The 21,067-nt window shown below is 58.1% G+C and carries 19 protein-coding genes; 12 read left to right on the top strand and 7 right to left on the bottom strand.

What is annotated here, in order from left to right:
* Nucleotides 1-48 precede the first annotated feature (48 nt).
* Nucleotides 49-957, bottom strand: coding sequence for a LysR family transcriptional regulator (locus EE949_RS23175; protein WP_122666418.1), 909 nt, complete (start codon nucleotides 955-957; stop codon nucleotides 49-51).
* Between the two features lie 126 nt (nucleotides 958-1,083).
* Between EE949_RS23175 and EE949_RS23170 the strand changes: the two genes are divergently transcribed.
* From EE949_RS23170 to EE949_RS23160, 3 genes are all read left to right on the top strand, one after another.
* Nucleotides 1,084-1,785, top strand: a complete 702-nt coding sequence (locus tag EE949_RS23170; protein WP_122666417.1) for a CoA transferase subunit A — start codon at nucleotides 1,084-1,086, stop codon at nucleotides 1,783-1,785.
* Nucleotides 1,786-1,852: 67 nt separating this feature from the next.
* Nucleotides 1,853-2,509, top strand: coding sequence for a CoA transferase subunit B (locus EE949_RS23165; protein ID WP_122666416.1), 657 nt, complete (start codon nucleotides 1,853-1,855; stop codon nucleotides 2,507-2,509).
* A 158-nt stretch (nucleotides 2,510-2,667) separates the two neighbouring features.
* Complete coding sequence (locus EE949_RS23160; RefSeq protein WP_122666415.1) at nucleotides 2,668-4,086, top strand: short-chain fatty acid transporter; 1,419 nt, start codon at nucleotides 2,668-2,670, stop codon at nucleotides 4,084-4,086.
* A 50-nt stretch (nucleotides 4,087-4,136) separates the two neighbouring features.
* Here the strand turns inward: EE949_RS23160 and EE949_RS23155 are convergent, their stop codons facing one another.
* From EE949_RS23155 to EE949_RS23135, 5 genes are all read right to left on the bottom strand, one after another.
* A complete protein-coding gene (locus EE949_RS23155) occupies nucleotides 4,137-4,679 on the bottom strand; it encodes a MarR family winged helix-turn-helix transcriptional regulator (protein WP_122666414.1) in 543 nt (180 codons plus the stop codon).
* Between the two features lie 96 nt (nucleotides 4,680-4,775).
* Nucleotides 4,776-5,342: a YbhB/YbcL family Raf kinase inhibitor-like protein gene (locus EE949_RS23150; RefSeq protein ID WP_122666413.1), complete on the bottom strand. Its 567-nt coding sequence runs from the start codon at nucleotides 5,340-5,342 to the stop codon at nucleotides 4,776-4,778.
* 144 nt (nucleotides 5,343-5,486) lie between these two features.
* Entirely contained in the window at nucleotides 5,487-6,422 is a 936-nt protein-coding gene (locus EE949_RS23145; protein WP_122666412.1) for a 2-hydroxyacid dehydrogenase, read from the bottom strand.
* A gap of 52 nt (nucleotides 6,423-6,474) precedes the next feature.
* On the bottom strand, nucleotides 6,475-7,284 hold the full coding sequence (locus tag EE949_RS23140; RefSeq protein WP_122666411.1) for an MOSC domain-containing protein: 810 nt from the start codon (nucleotides 7,282-7,284) through the stop codon (nucleotides 6,475-6,477).
* A 148-nt stretch (nucleotides 7,285-7,432) separates the two neighbouring features.
* The gene (locus EE949_RS23135) at nucleotides 7,433-8,362 is read right to left on the bottom strand and encodes a chemotaxis protein CheV (protein WP_122666410.1); all 930 of its coding nucleotides are present in this window, start codon (nucleotides 8,360-8,362) and stop codon (nucleotides 7,433-7,435) included.
* A gap of 566 nt (nucleotides 8,363-8,928) precedes the next feature.
* Here EE949_RS23135 and EE949_RS23130 point away from each other — a divergent pair.
* From EE949_RS23130 to EE949_RS23120, 3 genes are all read left to right on the top strand, one after another.
* On the top strand, nucleotides 8,929-9,420 hold the full coding sequence (locus tag EE949_RS23130) for a hypothetical protein (protein ID WP_240350424.1): 492 nt from the start codon (nucleotides 8,929-8,931) through the stop codon (nucleotides 9,418-9,420).
* Between the two features lie 387 nt (nucleotides 9,421-9,807).
* The gene (locus EE949_RS23125) at nucleotides 9,808-10,701 is read left to right on the top strand and encodes a sensor histidine kinase (protein ID WP_122666409.1); all 894 of its coding nucleotides are present in this window, start codon (nucleotides 9,808-9,810) and stop codon (nucleotides 10,699-10,701) included.
* Nucleotides 10,698-11,357 (top strand): response regulator, encoded by a 660-nt coding sequence (locus EE949_RS23120; protein WP_122666408.1) that lies wholly within the window; start codon nucleotides 10,698-10,700, stop codon nucleotides 11,355-11,357. The genes EE949_RS23125 and EE949_RS23120 overlap by 4 nt, the downstream gene beginning before the upstream one ends.
* On the opposite strand, the gene yegS is transcribed toward EE949_RS23120, so the two are convergent.
* Nucleotides 11,341-12,255 (bottom strand): lipid kinase YegS, encoded by a 915-nt coding sequence (gene yegS / locus EE949_RS23115; RefSeq protein WP_122666407.1) that lies wholly within the window; start codon nucleotides 12,253-12,255, stop codon nucleotides 11,341-11,343. The genes EE949_RS23120 and yegS overlap by 17 nt on opposite strands.
* A gap of 484 nt (nucleotides 12,256-12,739) precedes the next feature.
* On the opposite strand from yegS, the gene EE949_RS23110 reads away from it, so the two are divergent.
* The 6 genes from EE949_RS23110 to EE949_RS23085 all read left to right on the top strand — a co-directional run bounded on the left by EE949_RS23110 (nucleotide 12,740) and on the right by EE949_RS23085 (nucleotide 21,065).
* Nucleotides 12,740-14,176 carry an undecaprenyl-phosphate glucose phosphotransferase gene (locus EE949_RS23110; protein WP_122666406.1) on the top strand — a complete coding sequence of 479 codons (1,437 nt, stop codon included), beginning with the start codon at nucleotides 12,740-12,742 and terminating at the stop codon, nucleotides 14,174-14,176.
* Entirely contained in the window at nucleotides 14,176-15,630 is a 1,455-nt protein-coding gene (locus tag EE949_RS23105; RefSeq protein WP_122666405.1) for a mannose-1-phosphate guanylyltransferase/mannose-6-phosphate isomerase, read from the top strand. Before EE949_RS23110 ends, EE949_RS23105 begins: the two co-directional genes overlap by 1 nt.
* Nucleotides 15,631-15,745: 115 nt before the next feature.
* A complete protein-coding gene (locus tag EE949_RS23100; RefSeq protein ID WP_122666404.1) occupies nucleotides 15,746-16,546 on the top strand; it encodes a polysaccharide biosynthesis/export family protein in 801 nt (266 codons plus the stop codon).
* Between the two features lie 14 nt (nucleotides 16,547-16,560).
* Nucleotides 16,561-18,555 carry an exopolysaccharide transport family protein gene (locus EE949_RS23095; RefSeq protein WP_122666403.1) on the top strand — a complete coding sequence of 665 codons (1,995 nt, stop codon included), beginning with the start codon at nucleotides 16,561-16,563 and terminating at the stop codon, nucleotides 18,553-18,555.
* A 1-nt stretch (nucleotide 18,556) separates the two neighbouring features.
* Nucleotides 18,557-19,735, top strand: coding sequence for a glycosyltransferase (locus EE949_RS23090; protein WP_122666402.1), 1,179 nt, complete (start codon nucleotides 18,557-18,559; stop codon nucleotides 19,733-19,735).
* A 1-nt stretch (nucleotide 19,736) separates the two neighbouring features.
* Nucleotides 19,737-21,065: a cellulase family glycosylhydrolase gene (locus EE949_RS23085; RefSeq protein WP_122666401.1), complete on the top strand. Its 1,329-nt coding sequence runs from the start codon at nucleotides 19,737-19,739 to the stop codon at nucleotides 21,063-21,065.
* Nucleotides 21,066-21,067: the final 2 nt, after the last annotated feature.

The raw sequence follows: 21,067 nt of genomic DNA, 5'->3' as shown, positions 1-21,067 counted from the left end.
GAAGTTTGTGACAGTTTCGGCACCTGAGTCCTTGTCACGAACCTTGAGCTAAACGCTCGCCAGGCTGGGCACCTGCGACTGTGCGTGCTCGATCAACACCTCGCGCAGGGCCTGCGCAGCGGCAGACAGCTTGTGATCAGCGAGCATCATCAGGCCAATCGGGCGCTCTATCGTCGGTTCTGCCAAAGCGACGCAGTGAGCACCCAGTTCGTGCATTTGCTGGATACAGAGCGAGGGCACCGCACTGACCCCCAGCCCGCTGGCAACCATGCGACCTATCGTTGATAGCTGGTGGCTTTCAAACGCAACTGAAAGCTTGCCGTGCCGGGCCTGTAGATGATGCTCCAGCAGCAAGCGCACTGCCGATGGGCGCTGCAAGGCGATGAAGTCCTCTTGCAGCAACTCTTGCCATGTCACTTGCTTACGCTGTGCCATGGGCGAGTCCAACGGCACCACGGCGACAAAGCGATCGGTATAAAAAGGCGTGAACACCAGGGAGTTGCTGGACTCGGGCTCGAAGCCGATGCCCAGTTCGACCCGGCGATGACGCACCATCTCCAGCACTTCCTCGTTGATCAGGTCATGAACAGCCACGTTGACGCGTGGGTAGCGGCTGCGAAAGACCTTCAGAGCACCGGGCAGCAAGTTGCCGGCGAACGACGGCATGGCGGCCACCGACACTTTGCCCAGCTGCAGAGTAAAACGCTGACGCAGCAGTTCTTCAGCGTTGTCCCAGTCAGCCAGCAGTTGCCTGGCCAACGGCAGCAGGGTTTCACCCTCCGGCGTCAGGCTGACCGTGCGCGTGGTACGGCTGAGCAACTGCCCACCCAGATCATCCTCCAGACTCTTGATGGTCAGACTCAACGCAGGTTGCGACACATGCAGCCGCTCGCCTGCCTGGGCGAAGCTCAAATGCTGGGCCACGGCCAGAAACGCCCTTAGCTGTTTGACATTCATATATTTGCTTTTCTTATTAATCGATCAGAAAAACAAAATTAACAAATCACTGCCTCCGAGAGAAGATGAGCCAACGCTCTCCCGACGGCCAGACCGTCGATCACAACTATAAAAGGCGGATCAATCATGGCTGGACTCGACAAGCGAGTGGCGACTTATCAGGAAGCCCTCGCCGGGCTGACCGACGACATGACGGTGCTGTGCGGCGGCTTCGGCCTGTGTGGCATCCCGGAAAATCTCATCGCTGAAATCAAACGTATGGGCGTCAGAGGCCTGACGGTGGTTTCCAACAACTGCGGCGTCGATGGCTTTGGCCTGGGCATCCTGCTCGAAGACCGGCAGATTCGTAAGATGGTCTCCTCCTACGTCGGCGAAAACGCCTTGTTCGAACGTCAGTTGCTCAGTGGCGAACTGGAGGTCGAACTCACCCCCCAAGGCACCCTCGCGGAAAAAATGCGCGCAGGCGGTGCAGGCATTCCAGCCTTTTACACCGCCACCGGCTACGGCACACCCGTGGCAGAAGGCAAGGAAACCCGCCAGTTCAATGGGCGCAACGTGATCCTTGAAGAAGCCATTACTGGCGACTTCGCCATCGTCAAAGGCTGGAAAGCCGACCATTTCGGTAATGTGATCTATCGTCATACCGCACAGAACTTCAACCCGGTCGTGGCCACAGCGGGCAAGATCACCGTGGTCGAAGTCGAAGAGATTGTTGAGCCTGGTGTGCTGCTGCCTTCGCAAATCCATACGCCAGGCATTTATGTTGACCGGGTCATTCTCGGTACTTTCGAGAAGCGCATCGAACAGCGCACCGTCAGAAAAGCCTGACACAAGCCGGCTCCGGATGCTGCCTCGCACAGGCAGCGGCACAAAAACAACAAAGAGACTTCAGACCATGGCACTTTCCCGCGAACAAATGGCTCAGCGCGTTGCACGCGAACTCAAGGACGGCTACTACGTGAACCTCGGGATCGGCATTCCGACCCTTGTGGCCAACTACGTCCCAACCGACATCGATGTCATGCTCCAGTCGGAAAACGGCCTGTTGGGCATGGGTGAATTCCCCACTGAGGAAACCATCGATGCCGACATGATCAACGCAGGCAAGCAAACCGTGACTGCGCGGATCGGCGCATCGATTTTTGATTCCTCGCAGTCTTTCGCAATGATTCGCGGCGGCCATGTGGACCTCACCGTTCTCGGCGCTTTCGAAGTCGATGTGGAAGGCAACATCGCGTCCTGGATGATCCCCGGCAAACTGGTCAAAGGCATGGGCGGCGCCATGGACCTGGTGGCCGGAGCCGACAACATCATCGTGACCATGACCCATGCTTCCAAGGACGGCGAGTCCAAACTGTTGCCCCGCTGCAGCCTGCCACTGACCGGCGCTGGCTGCATCCGCAAGGTACTCACTGATCTTGCTTATCTGGAAATCGAAAATGGCGCGTTCATCCTGCGCGAGCGCGCACCGGGTGTGACCGTCGAAGAGATCATCGCCAAGACCGCCGGTAAATTGATCGTGCCGGATGATGTGGTTGAGATGAGTTTCTGATCTGTAGCCAAGCGTTTGAACCGCATACCCACTGTAGGAACTGCCGAAGGCTGCGATCGCGGAGTGACTGACACACCGCATCGCAGCCTTCGGCAGCTCCTACAGTGGGTATGTGGCAACGACTCAACTCCCAATAATAAATACAAGAGGACATCCCTGTGGCCGCTGATATCGAAGATAGCCGCTCTGCCCGTTTCGCCCTGCGTTGCGCCAAATGGGCGGAACGCTGGTTTCCCGATTCCTGGGTGTTCGCCGCACTCGCGGTGGTCATCGTCACGGTTGCCACTCTGGCCATGGGCGCCAAGCCTGCCGACGCAGCGAAGGCCTTCGGTGATGGATTCTGGAGTCTGATCCCGTTCACCATGCAAATGGCGTTCGTGGTCATTGGCGGCTATGTAGTGGCCAGTTCACCACCCGCCGTAAAACTCATCGACCGCCTGGCACGCATCCCTAAAAACGGTCGCTCGGCAGTGGCCTGGGTCGCGCTGATTTCCATGGTCGCGTCACTGCTCAACTGGGGGCTGTCGCTGGTGTTCGGCGGCTTGCTGGTTCGCGCCCTCGCCCGCCGTACCGATCTGCGCATGGACTACCGCGCCGCAGGTGCCGCGGCGTATCTCGGACTAGGTGCAGTATGGGCGCTGGGGCTCTCATCCTCGGCCGCGCAATTGCAAGCCAACCCCGGAAGCCTGCCGCCTTCGATTCTGGCGATTACCGGTGTGATTCCCTTCACCGAAACTATTTTCCTTTGGCAGTCCGGCGTTCTGCTGGCAGCACTGGTCGTGGTTTCCCTGGTCGTTGCCTACGCCACGGCACCGGGCCCGAACAGCGCCAAGGATGCACAGGCCTGCGGCGTCGATCCGTCGTTCAGCATGCCAGAGTTGCCTGCTCGCACCCGTCCGGGCGAATGGCTGGAATACAGCCCGTTGCTGATCATTCTGATGGTGGTACTTGCCTCCGGCTGGATCTTCAACGAGTTTTCCACCAAGCCGGCGATTACCGCGATTTCAGGTCTGAATACTTACAACTTCCTGTTCATCATGGTCGGCGCATTGCTGCACTGGCGCCCGCGCAGCTTCCTCGATGCAGTGACGCGGGCAGTACCGACCACCACCGGCGTGCTGATCCAGTTCCCGCTGTACGGCTCGATTGCAGCCCTGATGACCACCGTCAAAGGCACCGACGCGCAGACCCTGGCGCACCATATTTCCACCTTCTTCACCAGCATTGCCTCCCATGACACCTACGCGCTGTTGATGGGCGTGTACTCGGCGGTACTGGGTTTCTTCATTCCTTCGGGCGGTGGCAAATGGATCATCGAAGCGCCCTATGTGATGCAGGTCGCCAACGACCTTGAATACCATCTAGGCTGGGCGGTACAGATCTACAACGCCGCTGAAGCGTTGCCGAACCTGATCAACCCGTTTTACATGCTGCCGCTGCTCGGCGTGTTGGGCCTGAAGGCGCGCGACCTGATCGGGTTCTCGTTCGTGCAATTGCTGGTGCACACACCGCTGGTGCTATTCCTGCTGTGGATTCTGGGCACAACTCTGGCGTACATCCCGCCGATGCATCCGTAGCACGGTCCATTTCGCATGTTCTGTAGGAGCTGCCGAAGGCTGCGAAGCATTCATCCCGGTATACCGCGATCGTAGCCTTCGGCAGCTCCTACAGGTCGTGTATCTGGCGCGCCGTCGCCATAATCCAGCGCGGCGACTTTCGCCAACAGCTCGCGCAACTCACACGCCTGTTGCTGGCCAAGAGAGGATTCGAAGCACTGCTGGGCCTGCTCCCATAACGCTTGGGACTCGAGTAATTTGTCCAGCCCGGCCTGGGTCAGACACACCCTTCGGCTGCGCTTGTCTTGCGGATCGACTTCCACCGAAATCAGCCCCTCGCGCTCCAGCGGTTTGAGATTCTGCGCCAGCGCAGAACGGTCAATGACCAGGATCGCTGCCAGTTCGGTCACCGCAGGCGCCTGATTGCGCGCCACCTGAATCAGAATCGAGCGTTGTGTCGAACGCAGACCACAGGGCGCCAGGACGGCGTCGTAAAGCTGTGATATGCGTCGCGTGGCCTTGCGCAGGCTGGTGGCATGACACAGCACCCGCGGGGCAATCCGGAGGCTTTCGGGTATCTGCAGCGCGACTATTGGCGGCGGGCTGTGGCTCATAAGGATTCCTGCGCGAATGCGTCAATCAAGTAACTGCAAGCGGACAATGCTGGCATATTCGCGCTTCCGGCAACAGACGCTCTCAGGCACACGGCATCAGGCGCGCTCATGAATCCCGTCGAGTCGACCGCGGCCGATCACTGCGCCGTCGATGGCCTTGAGCAACTGGCTGCGACTGGGCGGGCTGTCCAGTTGCAGTTGTCGATCCAGCGCCAGCAACTGGAAGCTATAGCGATGCGGGCCATGACCGGTCAAGGGTTGCGGTCCGATATAAGTCGCACTGCCGAAGGTGGTAAGGCCCAAGGTGAGCAGACCGCGTGAAGCACTGCTCAAGGCCCCGACCGGTAAACCTGTAAGGTCCGGCGAGATCCCCACCGCAATTGCATGCACGAACGCGAAAGGCAACGGCGCATCAGCATCTTCGATGACCAGCACCAGCTCTCGGGTGCCGCTTGGCACCCCTTGCCACTCCAGTGGCGGCGACAGGTTACCACCCTTGGCTGAACCGACATGGGACAGCGGGATCTGTGCCATCGAGGCAAACGCAGGGCTGCGCACGTCAATGACCACCGGCGAAAACGCCACTGCCTTGTGATTCCAGATCAGCTTGTTCTCGGTGGCGCCACGCCCGCGCAATAGTCGCCCCAACAAACGGCTCAGCATCTTAAAGATCCTCCCCTGTAGTCGCGTTTGACTCACCAGTCCCGCCCCACCCTTTCAAGTCTAGACATACAAGGGTGCCTGGACTGAGCCGCATCAAGACGATGTGGGCGATGAACCTCTCAACTGGAACTACATCTCAATGGCTCACCCACGCACCGGCGTCAACACCGGCTCACCTGCGAAGAACGCCAGCAAATTGTTCGCGACCATTTGCACCGTCGCCTCGGATGCCTCCGGCGACAGGCCACCCACATGGGGCGTCAGCACAACGTTGTCGAGGGCTTTCAATGCGTCAGGCACCGAAGGCTCGTCGTCGAAGACATCCAGCGCAGCACCGGCAATTCGCTGCTGCTGTAACGCGTCAACCAGCGCTGCGGTATCAATTACACTGGCACGCGCGATGTTGACCACAAAGCCCTGCGGCCCCAGCGCGTCCAGCGCCTTGCTGTCGATCAAGTGCCGCGTACCGCCACCGCCTGGCGTGGCAATAATCAAAAAATCCGAAACACTGGCAAGTTCAAGAGGCGTTGCGCAATAGTCGAAATCCACATCGGTACGCGGCTTGCGATTGTGATAGCTGATGGAGATGCCAAAACCTGCGGCACGCCGGGCGATAGCCAAACCAACGGCACCAAGGCCCAGAATCCCAAGACGCTTGCCCTCGAATGAAGGACGCGTCACTTTGCGCCATTCACCACGACGCACTGAAGCGTCGGCCTGAGGAATGTCCCGCACGATGGACAAGAGCAACGACATAGCGTGATCTGCCACTGTCGGTGCGTTGACTCCTGCGCCGTTGGTGACGGTGATGCCCCGCGCTTGGGCCGCAGCAAGGTCAACATGCTCGTAACCCGCGCCGAGCACGCAGATGATTTGCAAATGGGGCAACGCGGCGATTTCTTCTGCATACAACCCCAGCGGCCCACGGGTCAGCACCGCGGTGATTTCCTCGCTGTGGGTCGCGATGGCATCTGCACGGCTAGCAGGCGTCGGCGCCAGAATCAGTCGATAGCCACTGTTTTCAAGAATCGGTAGATATTCGTTGACGCTTTCGACCAGCACCAAAACTGTAGTTGTCATGCAGGGCTCCGAAAAAACCATGAAAAAACGGACAATAACGCGACCGGGTGCCCTACTCCAGCACCGTCACCGGCATGCCGACTTCGAGAATGCCCGGACCATCATTGACCATGTTCTGCCCGAACCAGACGTCACCCTCGCGCTCGCGATAGGTCTTGAGGGTGGTCAGAGGCTCGCGATCGGCGTTGCGCTCTCCGGTAGCCGGGTCGATGGTCGTCAGGATGCAACGCGAGCAGCCTTTGAGCAGACGGAATTCGATATCACCGATACGAATACGCTTCCAGCCGTCCTCGGCGAAAGCGTCAGCCCCCTCAACGACCAGATTCGGCCGGAAACGCAGCATCTCCTGAGGGCGGCCAATCTTCGCCGACAGATCGTCCAGGGACGCCTGACCAATCAGCAGCAGCGGAAAGCCATCGGCAAAGCCGACCCGGTCTTCGTTGCGGCCATAGCCACTCGGCATGCTCCGCGCACGATCTGCTGGCACATGCACCATGCGCGTTGGCTTGCCAATGAATTCGCTGACCCAACGAGCCGCCTCGTCGCCGGCATCCGGCACGCGCAATGTATCGCGCCACACGGTAACGCCGCGCATGGTCTGTTCGAGATTTTCAGGAAGAGGAATATCTAGTGCTGCAAAGCCAGGTGCCGCCAGTGTTACACCACCCTGAGCGTTCCACAGCACCGACAATTGCGACATGTGCGGCAAGGCACGCTGGGTCAGAAAACGGCCGCTGGCTTCATCAACCAGCATCCAGCGTCGATCACCGGTCATGCCCAATTCGTCAAACGACGCCTGCTGCAAGACTTCAGCCTTGCAGGATTTGAGCGGAAAACGATAAAGCGCGCTGAGGTGCAACATGGCCTGTTCCTTGTTCGACTGAGATCACTGGAGTCGTGACCGCCGGAATCGTGAAGGCGACAAGCTTATACGAACTTGATCGATGCGATGCAGGACAAACGCACCAGCGCGCAGATCAAGCCTGCGCCTGGCACATTCGACGCTCCGGTCAGCCCTGAACCATGATCAGGCGTTCACGAACCACGTCGACCAGCTTGTCGGGCTGGAACTTGGAAAGGAAGTTGTCGCAGCCTACTTTTTTGACCATGGACTCGTTGAAGCTCCCCGAGAGCGACGTGTGCAGCACCACGTACAGTTCGCGCAGGCGAGGATCGTTACGAATCTCAGTGGTCAGGCGATAGCCATCCATTTCCGGCATTTCGGCGTCGGTAAACACCATCAACAGCTTCTCGGTCATGACCTCACCGCTGTCAGCCCAGGCCTTGAGCATGTTCAGCGCCTTGAGACCATCACTGGCCACGTGCAGCTTCAAACCGAGCTGGGACAAGGTGTCGCGCAACTGACTCAGGGCAACCTTGGAATCATCCACCAGAAGAATTTCACGGCCTACTGCACCGGCGAGGACAGGGTCTTCGAGTTTTTCACTGGACACCTTGGCGTTGTAAGGCACGATTTCAGCGAGCACTTTTTCAACGTCAATGACTTCAACCAACTGATCGTCGACCTTGCTGATCGCTGTCAGGTAATGCTGACGGCCAGCGCTGGTAGGCGGTGGCATGATCGCATCCCAGTTCATGTTGACGATGCGATCAACACCGCCCACCAAAAAGGCCTGAACCGAACGATTGTACTCAGTCACGATAATGGTGCTGCCCGGCCCCGGAACCAGTGGCTTCATCCCGATCGCCTGGGACAGATCGATCACCGGCAAGGTCTGACCGCGCAGATTGACCACACCACAGACAAAAGAATGGCGTTGCGGCATCAACGTCAGTTTAGGCAGTTGCAGAACTTCCTGAACCTTGAACACGTTAATAGCAAACAGCTGTCGGCCCGCCAGGCGAAACATGAGGATTTCAAGGCGGTTCTCGCCCACCAGTTGTGTGCGTTGATCTACCGAGTCGAGGATGCCAGCCATTTATTGCTCCTGAAGCGTGGGTCACAGTGAGTCTGCGAAGTTGTTATCGGCTGAAAACAGCGGGACCTTAATGACGATGAAATGTTAAATACAACATTGATATCACTTTAACATCATGCTTTACTCATGGGCGAATGAGCTTTAGTCATTCCGACCAACAACCGCCTCCCGCCAGCGCCGTCTCACGCGCCGTGCGTTCTATACGCTAAGGGTTGCCCCTAGCAGCCATCAGGGCCAACCTGATATTCGCGCCAAGTAATAGCCATTATTGTGACACCATTCTCATATTTGAATGGAGTCAGAGTCGTGTTTGCGTTGTCGCCATCCCGAACAGTCCTGCCGTCCCTTTTCGCCGCAGGTGGCGCACGCATTGTCGTGCACGCCGGAAAAACTCTGTTCGGATCTTGTCCAGACCGCAATCCTGCACCTGAAACATTCACTGATTACTCTTCCTTTTTGCAACTATCGGAAGCGCCCTACAGACTTCCCTTTCCTATCCACATTAACGTTCCGCAATGCGCGCCGGATACTACACTGGAGCGATCCATGGTCCATGGAGATACCCCATGCTGAACGACAAAGAGTGGCAACAGGTTCATCCCGATTTTTTTGATCAATCGCAGCTTTTACTGAGCACTTGCCAGGAGTGCATCGCACATCTGGAAATGATCAGCGATGATCAGGACGCCATCGAGTGCCTGCTCGGCACTCTGTCCAGACTGGCGCAAACCGCGGACGACGCACTGATCCCCGGCACTGCCGATTTTGCACGTCAGCTGCGTCACATGCTGAGCGCCGCCTATCCCGACCTGCGCCTGACAGACGAAGCCCTTCAGACACTGGAGCACTGCCTGACCCTGATGGCCTGGCAACTGGAGCTGATCGACCCACGCACCGGCCAGCTATCACTGGACGACGCTGAGCAAAAGGAACTGCTGGATAAGCTGGCCTACGTCTGTGGACTGGAAGGCTGTGGCCTGGAAACCTGTGAACCAGGTCAGGAAACGTCCTCGCCAAGAGCCCGGCCCGATTCCCAACACAGGCATTGCAATCGCTGAATATTCTGTGAGCACCGTACGGTCTGAAAAACAGCCCTGAAAAACAGCACACTGATCCCAAAAAAACTTCTGCGGCTTCACTATAAACAACACGTTCCCCGCGCTCGCAACGCCCCAGGTCTGGCGCCTGCGCGTTTATCGCAGACCGCCCACCGAGGCCGGCGATCCTTCGCAGAATCAAGGCGACTCGTTCAAACTTTAAACATTGAGGTAAGATCACGACCGCCAGCATTATCCAGATGCGGGCCACCGTGCAGGACGCACGGGTAAATCTCCAGGAAGAGACTGAAATTAGAGATCAAGGCGGTCCGTCAATGACTCGCCTGATATTGACCTGCATGCTGCACGGCAGGTTGTTCGCAGTGACCACACGATGGCTCCATCGCTATGCATGTCCGTACCAATGTTTTCAGATTTCGGCCACTCAGTACCAAGAATGCTCTCTGGCTAAATGCCGTTCTATGCATTGGGGCAGCCATCGGTAATACCGCGCTCTACCTGACTTCTGACGAATTCCCCGTCGCCCTGCTGTTGCTCAATCTCGCGACCTTTGCCAGCGTCTGGCAGGCGCAACTTCGTTACGGCCAATCGATTCGCTTTCAGCCACAAGAACTGGCCGAGCATATGCTTCAGGTTCAGGAAACCGAACGGCATCGCCTGAGCCGCGAACTGCATGACGATATTGGCCAGATGCTGACCGCCGCCAAGCTCCAGTCCGAATGGTTACGCCGCCGCCTGCCTTCCGAGTTACTCGAACACAGCGCGCAGTTGAACAACACACTTGACGAAACCCTGGCCAAAGTCCGCGATGTGTCGGCCATCCTGCACCCCCGACAACTGACCAGCCTTGGGCTCGAAGCAAGCCTTCGCGGTCATCTGCTGCGCACACTGGCTGACAGTCAGGTGCATTGGAGTCTTGAGTGCAAGCAACCGTTGGCCGGTATCCCGGAAGAAATGTCGGTGACTGCTTTTCGCATCATTCAGGAAGCGGTCACAAACATGCTGCGTCACGCTCAGGCGAAAAATCTGCTGGTACGCTTGCGACGTCTGCCGCAGGGTCTGGAACTGCATATCAGCGATGACGGACTTGGATTTTCCCCGGCCGCAGACCCGGCCCTTGAAGGGCAGCGTGGCATGTCCGGCATGGCTGAACGGGTTCGGTTACTGAACGGTACATGGGCGATACACAGCGAACCCGGCGAAGGGACGCGTATTGACGTGCTATTGCCCTGGACCCCGCGCACCCATGAACGAGCAAGCATAGACAAGAAGGTGAGATGACCTGCACATTGCTGTTGATTGACGATCATTCCCTGATAAGGGCTGGCGTTCGCGCTCTGGTGGCTGACATTCCCGGTTATTCAGTGATTGGTGAAGCCTGCGATGGTGCTCAATTGAGCGCCCTGGCCACCGAACTGAATCCCGACATCATCCTGCTGGATATCTCCATGAAGGATATGGATGGCCTGGATGCTCTGAAGGCGCTGAATGACGTTTTGCCCGACAGCAAAGTACTGATACTGTCCATGCACAGCGACCCGACACGGGTCATGCGCGCGCTCGAAGCTGGCGCTCACGGGTACTTGCTCAAAGACGCTGCGGCCACTGAACTGGAACAGGCCCTGCAAGCGCTGAGCAGCGGCGAACGCTACTTGAGCCCGGCGATCGCCCATACCGTCATCAATCAGGCCCTGACCCGCGTTCAGGCCGATAAGTCAGAAACTGTGCACACTCACAACCTGACGGCCCGACAAATGGAAATCCTGCGGCTGATCGTTCGCGGCAAATCCACCCGGGAAATTGCCAGCGGTCTTGGCCTGAGCATCAAAACAGTAGAGACCCACCGTGCTCAAGTCATGAAGCGTCTGCAGATTCATGACGTGGCAGGGCTGGTGCTGTTTTGTGTACGTGAAGGCATCATCAGTCTGGACGATTGATCTGCGGGGTTTGCCCGAACAGTTCCGAACCAGCTGGCAGATGCACCTTCAACGCGGCGCTGCGTGCCGAAAACCGCAAATTCTCTCCGGACAGAGGCTCGCCATCGAGATTGATGTCCAGCCCTTGCGCAGACTTGAGTTCGACCCACGGCAGCCTGGCACGGATAAACATGTTGTCGATACCCAGCCCACCCTCCAGCAAGCCTCTGAGGGTCCCGACCACTTCCTGCGGTGCTGGCAGAATACTGATATCCAGCAAACCATCATCGACCAGTGCCGACGGGCATAACACATGCCCGCCCCCCGCCTGGCGACCATTGCCGATACCCAGTGCAAGCAGCTCGCCGCTCCAGTGGAAGTCCGGACCGCTCAACTCGCCGTAGGCCGCACTCAGCTCGCTGAAACGCGACAAGCCGGTAAACAGGTACGCTGCGCCGCCCAACACTTTTTTCAAGTCCTCGGACGTATTGGCGGTGACCTGGCTGCCAAAGCCCCCTGTTGCCATGTTCATGAACACCTTGCCATTGACCTCGCCCAGGTCCACAGGCCGCGCGGGGGCATCCAGCAGGTCCAATGCCGCATCCGGCTCAAGCGGAACCCCGGCAGCACGAGCGAAGTCATTGGCGGTGCCCAGCGGCATGATCGTCAGCTCAGCGTCAGTCTCGGCATTGGCAAGCGCTTCGGCGATGTCACGCAGCGTTCCGTCGCCACCACCCGCGATGATTTGCGAATGCCCGGCCGCCAGCGCCTCACTGACCAGACGTTGAGCATCACCGCCCTCCCACGTCAGACGAACATCAAGCTCCCAGCCCTCGCGACGCTTGCGAGTCACCGCCTCACGCACGTCTTCGTTGAGTGCCTGTTTGCCATGCAAAATCAAAATTGCCCGTCGTGTCATTGCTGCGTGCTCCCCAGAGTTGATGCGCTGGAGATGTTGACCTCAAAGGATTGAAAAAAACCCGTTCGCGGCCGATAAATTTTTAGCATGCTCAATTCCACAACAATCCACCCGAAAACATTACCTCCGGGGCCGTAGCCTGACAAAAAGACGCTGCAGAAAAGGCGTCTACCGGGGCAATTTCGAAAGAGAAATCAAGCGCGTGCGATGACTTTAGTTGTGTCTTGAGCTTTACTGGCCTCATGCCCTCATTTGAGGGAATGCCTGCGAAAATCGCGGATAACGCCTACATAACTAAAGTATTAAGCCTATTTTCGCGCTGGATAGCTGGTAACAATTAGATTCACCTGACGTGCAAAAGCCAAATTAATGGCTATATTCACCAAGCAAGTCAGGAAAGGACATTTTATTGACTTCTACTTGAACGCGCCTCGTATTGGGATCGCAGTTGAGTTGTCACGGACCGAAGAAGTGAGGAAGCGTTATGCGTCTGCAGCCTGTTAACAGCCTCCTGCAAACCAGAACCAGTTTGATCGTTTATTTCCTGTTCGGCATTCGCCTGACCCACGGGATCACCTGCATCCTGCCAGGCCTGCTGATTCTGATCTTCTCCACGGACAGCTTTTCCGGGGTGCCACAAAGTTATTTTGCCGTGCAGGTATTTTTCGGGCTGCTGTGCGTGCTCATCTTTCAGGCTCTGGGCGTTTACTCCGAAGCCATGTTCAGTAACGCACTGCGCTTTCGACTGATCATCGTCGCCTGGTCTGCTGCGTTCTGCCTGTTGCTGTTCATGCACCAGACGCTGGCGTTTTTCGATTACATCTCCAACGAGCATCTGGTGATCTGGTACATCACCAGTCTGGCGCTGTTCTGCATTGAGCGGCTGTTCATGCTGGTGCTGTTCAAGCACTTCATGCAAAAAGGCTTTTTCCTGCAGAACGCAATCATTCTGGGGGCCACTGAAAACGGCCAGCGGCTGGCTGAATACCTGCTGGACAATCAGGACATCCGTTCGGGTGTCAGTGGTTTCATCGACGACCGGATCGGGCGCTTGCCGAAAACCATGGCAGGCCTGCCGCTGTTGGGTAACAGCAATGACCTGGAACGTCTAATTCGCGAAGAAAAAGTCACTCAAGTGTTGGTGGCGTTGCCCTGGTCGGCGGAAAACCGCATGGATTACATCATTCGCGAATTACGTCGCCTGCCAGTCAATGTACTGCTCGTGCCCGACATGGTTGCCTTTCGCCACGCGCACAACCGAATCACCGAAGTCGCCAACCTGCCCATGTTTAATGCGTCCGACGTTCCGCTTTCCGGTTGGTCGCCTTTTTTCAAGCGGGTTGAAGACATGCTGCTGTCAAGCCTGGCCTTGCTGCTGCTGTCCCCGGTGATGCTGGCCATCGCCATTGCCATCAAGCTGGACTCCCGTGGACCGGTGTTTTTCTGGCAAAACCGTTATGGCTACAACAACCGCATGATCAAGGTCTGCAAGTTCCGCTCGATGCACCATCACCAGAGCGACGCGACCGCAGAGCAGCAAACCACCCGAGGTGATGCCAGGGTTACCCGGGTCGGACGTTTCATCCGCAAAACCAGCCTGGACGAACTGCCTCAGCTGTTCAACGTGATTGCAGGCAGCATGTCCATGGTAGGGCCGCGCCCCCATGCAACGGCCACCAAGGCGGCCGGGATCCTCTTCGAGCAAGCGGTGAAGGAGTACACGTCACGCCATCGGGTCAAGCCGGGAATCACCGGTCTGGCGCAAATCAATGGCTACCGTGGTGAGACAGACACCGTGGAAAAGATCGAAAAGCGCGTGGAATTCGATCTGGAGTACATCGAAAACTGGTCCGTCTGGTTCGACATTTACATCCTTCTGCGCACTGTTCCGGCAGTGCTCTTCACTCGAGAGGCTTATTGATGAGCATCCTCATCCCCTGCATCATCGCCGGCGGTGCCGGCACCCGACTGTGGCCAGTCTCCCGCGAAGCCATGCCCAAGCCTTTCATGCGTCTTCGCGACGGCGAAAGCCTCCTGCAGAAAACCTTCAATCGGGCCGTTGGCTTGCCCGACGTTGGACGCCTGTTGACCGTGACCAATCGGGAAGTCTATTTCCGCACGGTCGATGACTATCGCCAGCTCAACAAAACCAAGGTCAAGCTGGATTTCATCCTTGAGCCTTTCGGTCGCAACACCGCACCTGCCCTGGCCGCTGCAGCGCTACACGTCTCACGTCTGTATGGCGAGGATGCGCAGTTGCTGGTGCTGCCGGCCGATCACCTGATTGCCGATGTGGCGGCCTTTTCCAAGGCAGTCCAGGCGGCACGGCTGTTGGCCGACGACGGCTGGCTGGTCACCTTCGGGATCCTGCCGAGCAAAGCAGAAACGGGTTTTGGCTACATCGAAAAGGGCCAGTCGCTGAACAGCGATGGCTATCAGGTCGCGCGCTTTGTCGAAAAGCCGGACGCCGCAACGGCGCAGGCATACCTGGACGGCGGCCTGCACCTGTGGAACGCCGGCATGTTCTGCATGCGCGCCGACAGTTTACTCAATCAGTTTGCCGAACACGCGCCTGAGGTCCTGGCGACCGTCAAAACCTGCCTGGAGCTGAGCGTCAGTAAAGAAGGCAATAACGAACTGCAAATCGAACTGGACAGCGAATCGTTCGCCACCGCACCGGACATTTCTGTCGACTACGCGTTGATGGAGCGCTCCAGCAAAGTCGCCGTTGTCCCCTGCGAGCTTGGCTGGAACGACATCGGTTCCTGGCAGGCTGTCCGTGAACTCGTGCCTGCTGACGAGCATGGCAACCAGTGCAACGGTCCGACGGTGCTGCATGACGTGAGCAACTGCTATATCGACTCCAAGCGCATGGTGGGTGGTGTCGGTCTGAACGACCTGATCATCATCGATACACCGGATGCGCTGTTGATCGCAGATGGCACCCGTAGCCAGGACGTGAAGTACATCGCCCAGGAACTCAAACGCCAGGGTCACGATGCCTATCGCCTGCACCGTACAGTCACGCGTCCGTGGGGCACCTACACCGTGCTCGAAGAAGGCAAGCGCTTCAAGATCAAGCGCATCGTGGTTCGCCCGCAAGCGTCGCTGTCCCTGCAAATGCACCATCACCGCAGTGAACACTGGATTGTGGTCAGCGGCATGGCGCGGGTAACCAACGGCGAGCGTGAATTCATGCTCGACACCAACGAATCGACGTTCATCAAGCCTGGCCACACGCACCGCCTGGTCAACCCGGGCGTGATCGACCTGGTCATGATCGAGGTGCAGAGCGGCGAGTACCTGGGTGAAGACGACATCGTACGTTTCACCGATGTCTACGGCCGTGTCGCGGCGCCGATTCCGGCGTCCTGACCTGGCCTGTGACAAAAGGCCCAACGATCAACCTGCTTGCAAACAAACACGCAACACGGATGACAGCGGTAACCCGCCTACATGATGGTTTTACCCGATACGGGAGTAGTAGTTCATGCAAGACAGGAGTTTGGGGGTGGTCGCAAGCACGCTGCTGGTGCTGAGCCTGTTAATGGTCAGCGCCTGCAGTACCCCGGCACGCGTCGGTTTGCCTGACGATACCGCACAGATCGAAGCGGGCAAGGCGGCGGGCCGTGCGCTTGCCGGCAAGCCTTTGCCACCGCAACGGGTACGCCCGGGCGATACGCTGCGCATCGTGCGAAACACCGGTGAAGCGCCGTCCATTTCCGCTTTCACCGCTAACTCCATCTACGAGTTGACACTGTTCCAGGTGCTCAACGATGGCACGTTCAGCTATCCGTATATCGGCTCGGTACAAGCCGCAGGCATGACCTTGCCCGAGCTCACCGAACACCTGCAGAGCAAATTGCAGGACGTTTACCGTGAAACCGCGATGACCATCAACATCTCGCAATCACCCGGTAATACCGTGTTCGTTGGCGGCGCAGTGCGCAATTCGACGGCCCTGTCCGCCACGGTCGCCACCACGCTGGTGCAGGCGATTGTCGGCGCAGGTGGCGTGGCCAACGACGGAGACGCGACGATGGTTGCCCTGCTCCGCCAGGAAGACAACGGTTTCTACAAAACTTACTTTTTCGACTACAGCAAGCTGCTCTGGGCAGACAGTTCGGGGCCACGTGGCCCGGTATTGCTCCAGCGCGGCGATGTGGTGTTCGTGCCCAAGTCATCAGCAGGTGACAAAGCCGACGGCGTGAATCTGTATTTCAACCAGTTGATACCCTTCGCCAAGTCGCTGGGTTTCGGCGTGAATTACAACTTGCGCAGCGAAAACTAAGTCAGGGAAACGACATGATCAATATTCGTTCATTGCGCGACTTGTTGCGCCTGTTCTTCATTTTCAAGCAGGAAGTCCGACTCACGGTCATGGTGACGTTCATCATCATCGTGCTCGGCGCGTTCCTGCTGCCCAACCGCTATGAATCCACCGCCCTGTTGCTGGTCAAACCGGGCCGCGACAGCAGCACCGTGCCGATCGAGTTCGCAGACCGGCAGGCGATCGTGATTCCCAGCGCCCAGCGCGACCCGATCCTCGACGAAGAACGCATGCTGACCGGCCGGCCGATCATGCGTACGGTCGCGGAGAAGTACCTGGCCGAGCTCTCCAATGCCGAACAGGAACAAGGCTTTCTGGCCTCGGTGAAGAACCTGCTCAAGGACACGGTGAGTTCGGTCATCGGTGTATTCCGCGGCGCACTGCAACTGATTGGGCTGGTAGAGAAACGCTCTCCGGAAGAGCGTCTCGCTGAAGACCTGTCCAAGAACTTCAAAGTCAGCCACGACCCGGGTTCCGCGGTGATGGAACTGACGTTTTCCTGGAATGATCCGCAAGTTGCAAAGGAAGTACTCGAAACGTGGATCTCCGAATACGAACAACAACGTACCCGGGTGCTGGGTCGCGTCAGCCTTTATCAGTTCTATGAAACCGAAGTCAAAGACACTCAGGCGCGGATTCTCAGCTACAAGAAACAGATTCAGACGTACCTCAATCAACTCGGCGCGGTCAGCATTGCCCAGCGGCTGGCGGATACGTCTCAGGGCCTCAACGACCTGACCACCGAACGTAACAACACCTTGCGCTCCATTGCCTCGACCAAGGCCGGGCTCGACAAGCTGCAAGAGCAACTAAAGCAGCAGTCGAAGACAGTCAGTGCCGGTCGTGAGTTGAGCCTCAACCCCAACCGTCAGGACCTGCAAAACCGTATCAACGGCAAGGAAGTCGAGCGCCAGGAACTGCTGCGCTCCTTCAAAGAGACCGCGCCACCGGTTCGCGCGCTGAACCAGGAAATCACCAATCTGAAGCAGCTTCTGAGTGAGCAGGATGCGACCATCCAGCGCTCGGAAAGCATTACACCCAACCCGATCTACAACCGGATGCAAAACGTGCTGGCCGACCAGCAGGCCAGCTATGCGCGACTGCAAACGCAATTGACGCAACAAAACCTGCAATTGGCGCAATGGGAAAAAAGCCGGCAACTGGCGTTGAATCTGGAACCTGAAATGTCTCGCTTGCAGGGCGAACTCGACGCCAGCGAAAAGAGCTTTGCGCTCTACAGCAGCAGCCTTGAGAAAGCACGCATCGACCGTGAACTGGACCGCAGCCAGATCAGCAACATCGCGATCATCGAGCAGGCGACTTACAACCCCAGCCGGGTCTTCCCAAAAAGCCTGTTGATGCTGCTTCTGGCGTTCCCGCTGAGTGTTGGCGTCGGCCTGGTTGCCCTGTACTTCTTCTACCTGCTGGATCAGCGGATCCACGACGGCGACAAGATCGAAACCCGTTTTGGGGTACCGGTCTGGACCAGCCTTCAGGAATTGAGCAGCGTTCAGGACACGCACAACACGGCATTCACGGCCAGCCTGCACAGGCTGTACGGCACCTTGCCGTTGCGGCAGGTCACGGAAAAGGGCCTGGCGCTCGGCTTCACCTCGTCTCATGAAGGCGAAGGCGTCAGCTTCGTCATCAGTCAGCTGGCCAGCCTGCTTCATGAGCACGGCTACACCGTACGCACCGAAGGCCCCGGCCCGGCTGTACCGGGGGAAATATTGCTGATCGATGCCTCCAGTATCTTCACCAACCAGAATGCCTTCGCCCTGTTACGCGATGCCGACCTGATTCTGCTGATCGTCAAAGCAGAGGAAACCACCGTACCGATGCTGGAAAACGTGCTGGCGACCCTGCATACCGCGTTCAAAAAAGTCGACGGCATCATCATCAACCGTCGCCGTTACAAAGTGCCAAAACGCGTGATGGATTTTCTCAAGCGCTTCCAGACGCGAGGCTGATATGCACATTGCCCTCCTCGCACCACTGCCGCCCGAACAGAATGGCATTGCCGACTACGCCGGGCATCTCAAGAACGCGCTTGAGAGCCTCGGCGTGCGCGTCAGCACGCCGCTTGCGGGCATCGGTAACGATCAGGTCCGCGCAGTACAGCGGGTGGCCGAGACCGACTGGCAAGGGATTGATCTGGTCCATGCCGAAATCGGTGGCGGACGCCTGGCTGAATTTCATGCCTTGCGCACCTTGCGTCAGCGCTTCCCGCAACTGCCACTCACCGCAACCGTGCATGATCCGGAGCGTCTGGTATGGCGTCGGGCCAGGCTGCCGTGGCCGTTATCTGCAGCCAGTTCGCTGCCCTCGCCCTTCCCGGAAATTGCCACAGTCATTGCCGACCCTCTTTGTCTGTACGAAGAGCGGCAACTGGCGCGCAGCATGACCCGCCTGGTGACGCTGACACAGGCGGGCAGCGTTGCACTGCGCCAGCGGATGGGGTTGCGCGAAGAACAAATGGCAGTCATTGCCCACGGCAACCTGCCGATTCCTCCGGCCCCGCTGCCGCCGTTACAACCCATGCGCTTGCTGTATTTCGGTTTTATTTATCGCGGCAAAGGCATTGAAGACTTGCTGGATGCCCTCGCCAACCTGCTCACCCGTCAGCCGCAACTGCGCACACGGGTGCGATTGACGCTGGCAGGCGGCAGCGAGCCTGAAATGGCCTTCGGTCCGTCCGGCAGCTATCTGGATCAGTTACGCCTGCGCATCAACCAACTCGAACTGAGCGACCTGATCGACTGGGATCTGGACCTGCCTGCGAATGCCATTGCAGAGGTCATTCAGGCCCACCACGTGATGGTTCTACCCTATCGTGAATCCAGCAAATTGAAGCTGCTCGGGAAATTGCGCGGCACCAGCGGCGCGCTCTCCTGGGCGGTGGCTTGCGGACGCGGGGTCATCACATCAGATGCCCGTTCCTTTGCCGAAGAGGTTTCCCACGGCAACGGCATGATTTTCCCTCAAGGCAATGTTGCAGCCCTGAGTACTGCATTGAACGAAGTCTGCGCGGTGCCGGAACGGGCTGCGCAATGGGCCGCACAGGCCAGTGTTCTGGGGCAGCAGCGAGTCTGGAGCCAGACCGCCGAACGCTTCCGTTTGTTGTTCCAACAGGCATGCGAGGCCGATTGAGATGAAATCAGCAGCGGGTTTGTGGTTGGCAAGTATTCTGGCGTGTTCAGCACTGGTGTCTGATCTGATACCTGATGCCGAGGCGGCAACCATTCTGCGCGCCCCTCGCGCGGTGGCCTGGCAGGACTTCCTGGGGGTCAACGCGCAGTTCCAGTATTTTTCACCTGCCATGTATCAGCAGCAGATGGACCATCTGGACGCGCTGGGCCTGAACTGGGTACGTCTGACCATCCACTGGCCGATCATCGAGCCCGAGCAGAACCAGTTCGATCTGGGTGACCTGGACGGCGCGATGGCGACCATGAATACCCATCACTACAACATCCTCGCCTATCTGGTCGGGTCTGCGCCTTACGCCAGCAGCGCTCCGGAAGGCGTCGCCAGCCGCGATCAGTACCCGCCGAGGGACTTCAATCTGTTCGCCGCGCGCATGGCGGCGTTGGCCAAACGCTATCCGCAGGTCAACAACTGGCAAGTCTGGAACGAGCCCAACATTATCTGGCTCCCCAAAGAGGACCCGGTGGCCTATGACAACCTGTTGACCACCGCCGCCAACGCCATCCGTGCCGCCGAACCGGACAAGACCATCGTCACCGCTGGCATGGCTTATTACAGCCAGATGCACAGTACGTCGGGTTACATGCTGCAGACGTTGCTGGACCGTGGTCTGGGCACCCGAAACATCGTGGCCGCCTACCACCCGTATTCCGAATACCCTGAAGGTGACTCCCCGCCCGACCGCGATTTTCTGGTCAAAGCGAACGCCATGAACAACCTGCTGCACAGCAATGGCGTACAACAGGTCTGGGCGACCGAATGGGGCTGGTCGAGCTACAACGGCCCGGTGGAAATGCAGGCCATTATTGGCCTGCAAGGCCAGGCCGACTACACGTTGCGGCGCCTGGCACTGATGAGTGCGCTGGACTATCAACGGATCTTCCTGTTCAACCTCAGCGACCTGGACGAACGCGCCAGCGCCCGGGATCAGGCCTACGGTCTGCTTGACCTGCAAGGCAATCCGAAACCGGTCTACACCGCGCTGAAGAATTTTCTGACGATTACCGGTCCGCGGCTTGAGCCAGCCGATCCGCCGGGCGTGAGCGCGGTGCCCAACGATCTGTATGCCGTGCCCTGGACCCGCGGTGACGGCAAACGGCTGCTGATGTTCTGGAGTGCCACGGGGTCTACCCTGAGTTTTCCAGCGATCAAATCAGCGGTACTTCACGATCCATTGAGCGGCGTCCGCACCGAACTGGGCAGTAACAGCAATACCCAAGGCATCAGCGTGGCCCTCAAGCCGACCCTGCAAATTCTGGAATGGAAACCCTGAGC

The sequence above is a fragment of the Pseudomonas viridiflava genome, assembly GCF_900602065.1.
Taxonomy (GTDB): domain Bacteria; phylum Pseudomonadota; class Gammaproteobacteria; order Pseudomonadales; family Pseudomonadaceae; genus Aquipseudomonas.
Note: the sequence above shows the minus strand (reverse complement) of the source record. Positions and strands in the feature narration are given on the sequence as shown.

Excerpts from the sequence above, each read along its gene's own strand:
- EE949_RS23175 (WP_122666418.1), bottom strand. The coding sequence starts at position 957 with ATGAATGTCAAACAGCTAAGGGCGTTTCTGGCCGTGGCCCAGCATTTG.
- EE949_RS23170 (WP_122666417.1), top strand. The coding sequence starts at position 1,084 with ATGGCTGGACTCGACAAGCGAGTGGCGACTTATCAGGAAGCCCTCGCC.
- EE949_RS23165 (WP_122666416.1), top strand. The coding sequence starts at position 1,853 with ATGGCACTTTCCCGCGAACAAATGGCTCAGCGCGTTGCACGCGAACTC.
- EE949_RS23155 (WP_122666414.1), bottom strand. The coding sequence starts at position 4,679 with ATGAGCCACAGCCCGCCGCCAATAGTCGCGCTGCAGATACCCGAAAGC.
- EE949_RS23150 (WP_122666413.1), bottom strand. The coding sequence starts at position 5,342 with ATGCTGAGCCGTTTGTTGGGGCGACTATTGCGCGGGCGTGGCGCCACC.
- EE949_RS23145 (WP_122666412.1), bottom strand. The coding sequence starts at position 6,422 with ATGACAACTACAGTTTTGGTGCTGGTCGAAAGCGTCAACGAATATCTA.
- EE949_RS23140 (WP_122666411.1), bottom strand. The coding sequence starts at position 7,284 with ATGTTGCACCTCAGCGCGCTTTATCGTTTTCCGCTCAAATCCTGCAAG.
- EE949_RS23135 (WP_122666410.1), bottom strand. The coding sequence starts at position 8,362 with ATGGCTGGCATCCTCGACTCGGTAGATCAACGCACACAACTGGTGGGC.
- EE949_RS23130 (WP_240350424.1), top strand. The coding sequence starts at position 8,929 with ATGCTGAACGACAAAGAGTGGCAACAGGTTCATCCCGATTTTTTTGAT.
- EE949_RS23125 (WP_122666409.1), top strand. The coding sequence starts at position 9,808 with ATGCATGTCCGTACCAATGTTTTCAGATTTCGGCCACTCAGTACCAAG.
- EE949_RS23120 (WP_122666408.1), top strand. The coding sequence starts at position 10,698 with ATGACCTGCACATTGCTGTTGATTGACGATCATTCCCTGATAAGGGCT.
- yegS (WP_122666407.1), bottom strand. The coding sequence starts at position 12,255 with ATGACACGACGGGCAATTTTGATTTTGCATGGCAAACAGGCACTCAAC.
- EE949_RS23110 (WP_122666406.1), top strand. The coding sequence starts at position 12,740 with ATGCGTCTGCAGCCTGTTAACAGCCTCCTGCAAACCAGAACCAGTTTG.
- EE949_RS23105 (WP_122666405.1), top strand. The coding sequence starts at position 14,176 with ATGAGCATCCTCATCCCCTGCATCATCGCCGGCGGTGCCGGCACCCGA.
- EE949_RS23100 (WP_122666404.1), top strand. The coding sequence starts at position 15,746 with ATGCAAGACAGGAGTTTGGGGGTGGTCGCAAGCACGCTGCTGGTGCTG.
- EE949_RS23095 (WP_122666403.1), top strand. The coding sequence starts at position 16,561 with ATGATCAATATTCGTTCATTGCGCGACTTGTTGCGCCTGTTCTTCATT.
- EE949_RS23090 (WP_122666402.1), top strand. The coding sequence starts at position 18,557 with ATGCACATTGCCCTCCTCGCACCACTGCCGCCCGAACAGAATGGCATT.
- EE949_RS23085 (WP_122666401.1), top strand. The coding sequence starts at position 19,737 with ATGAAATCAGCAGCGGGTTTGTGGTTGGCAAGTATTCTGGCGTGTTCA.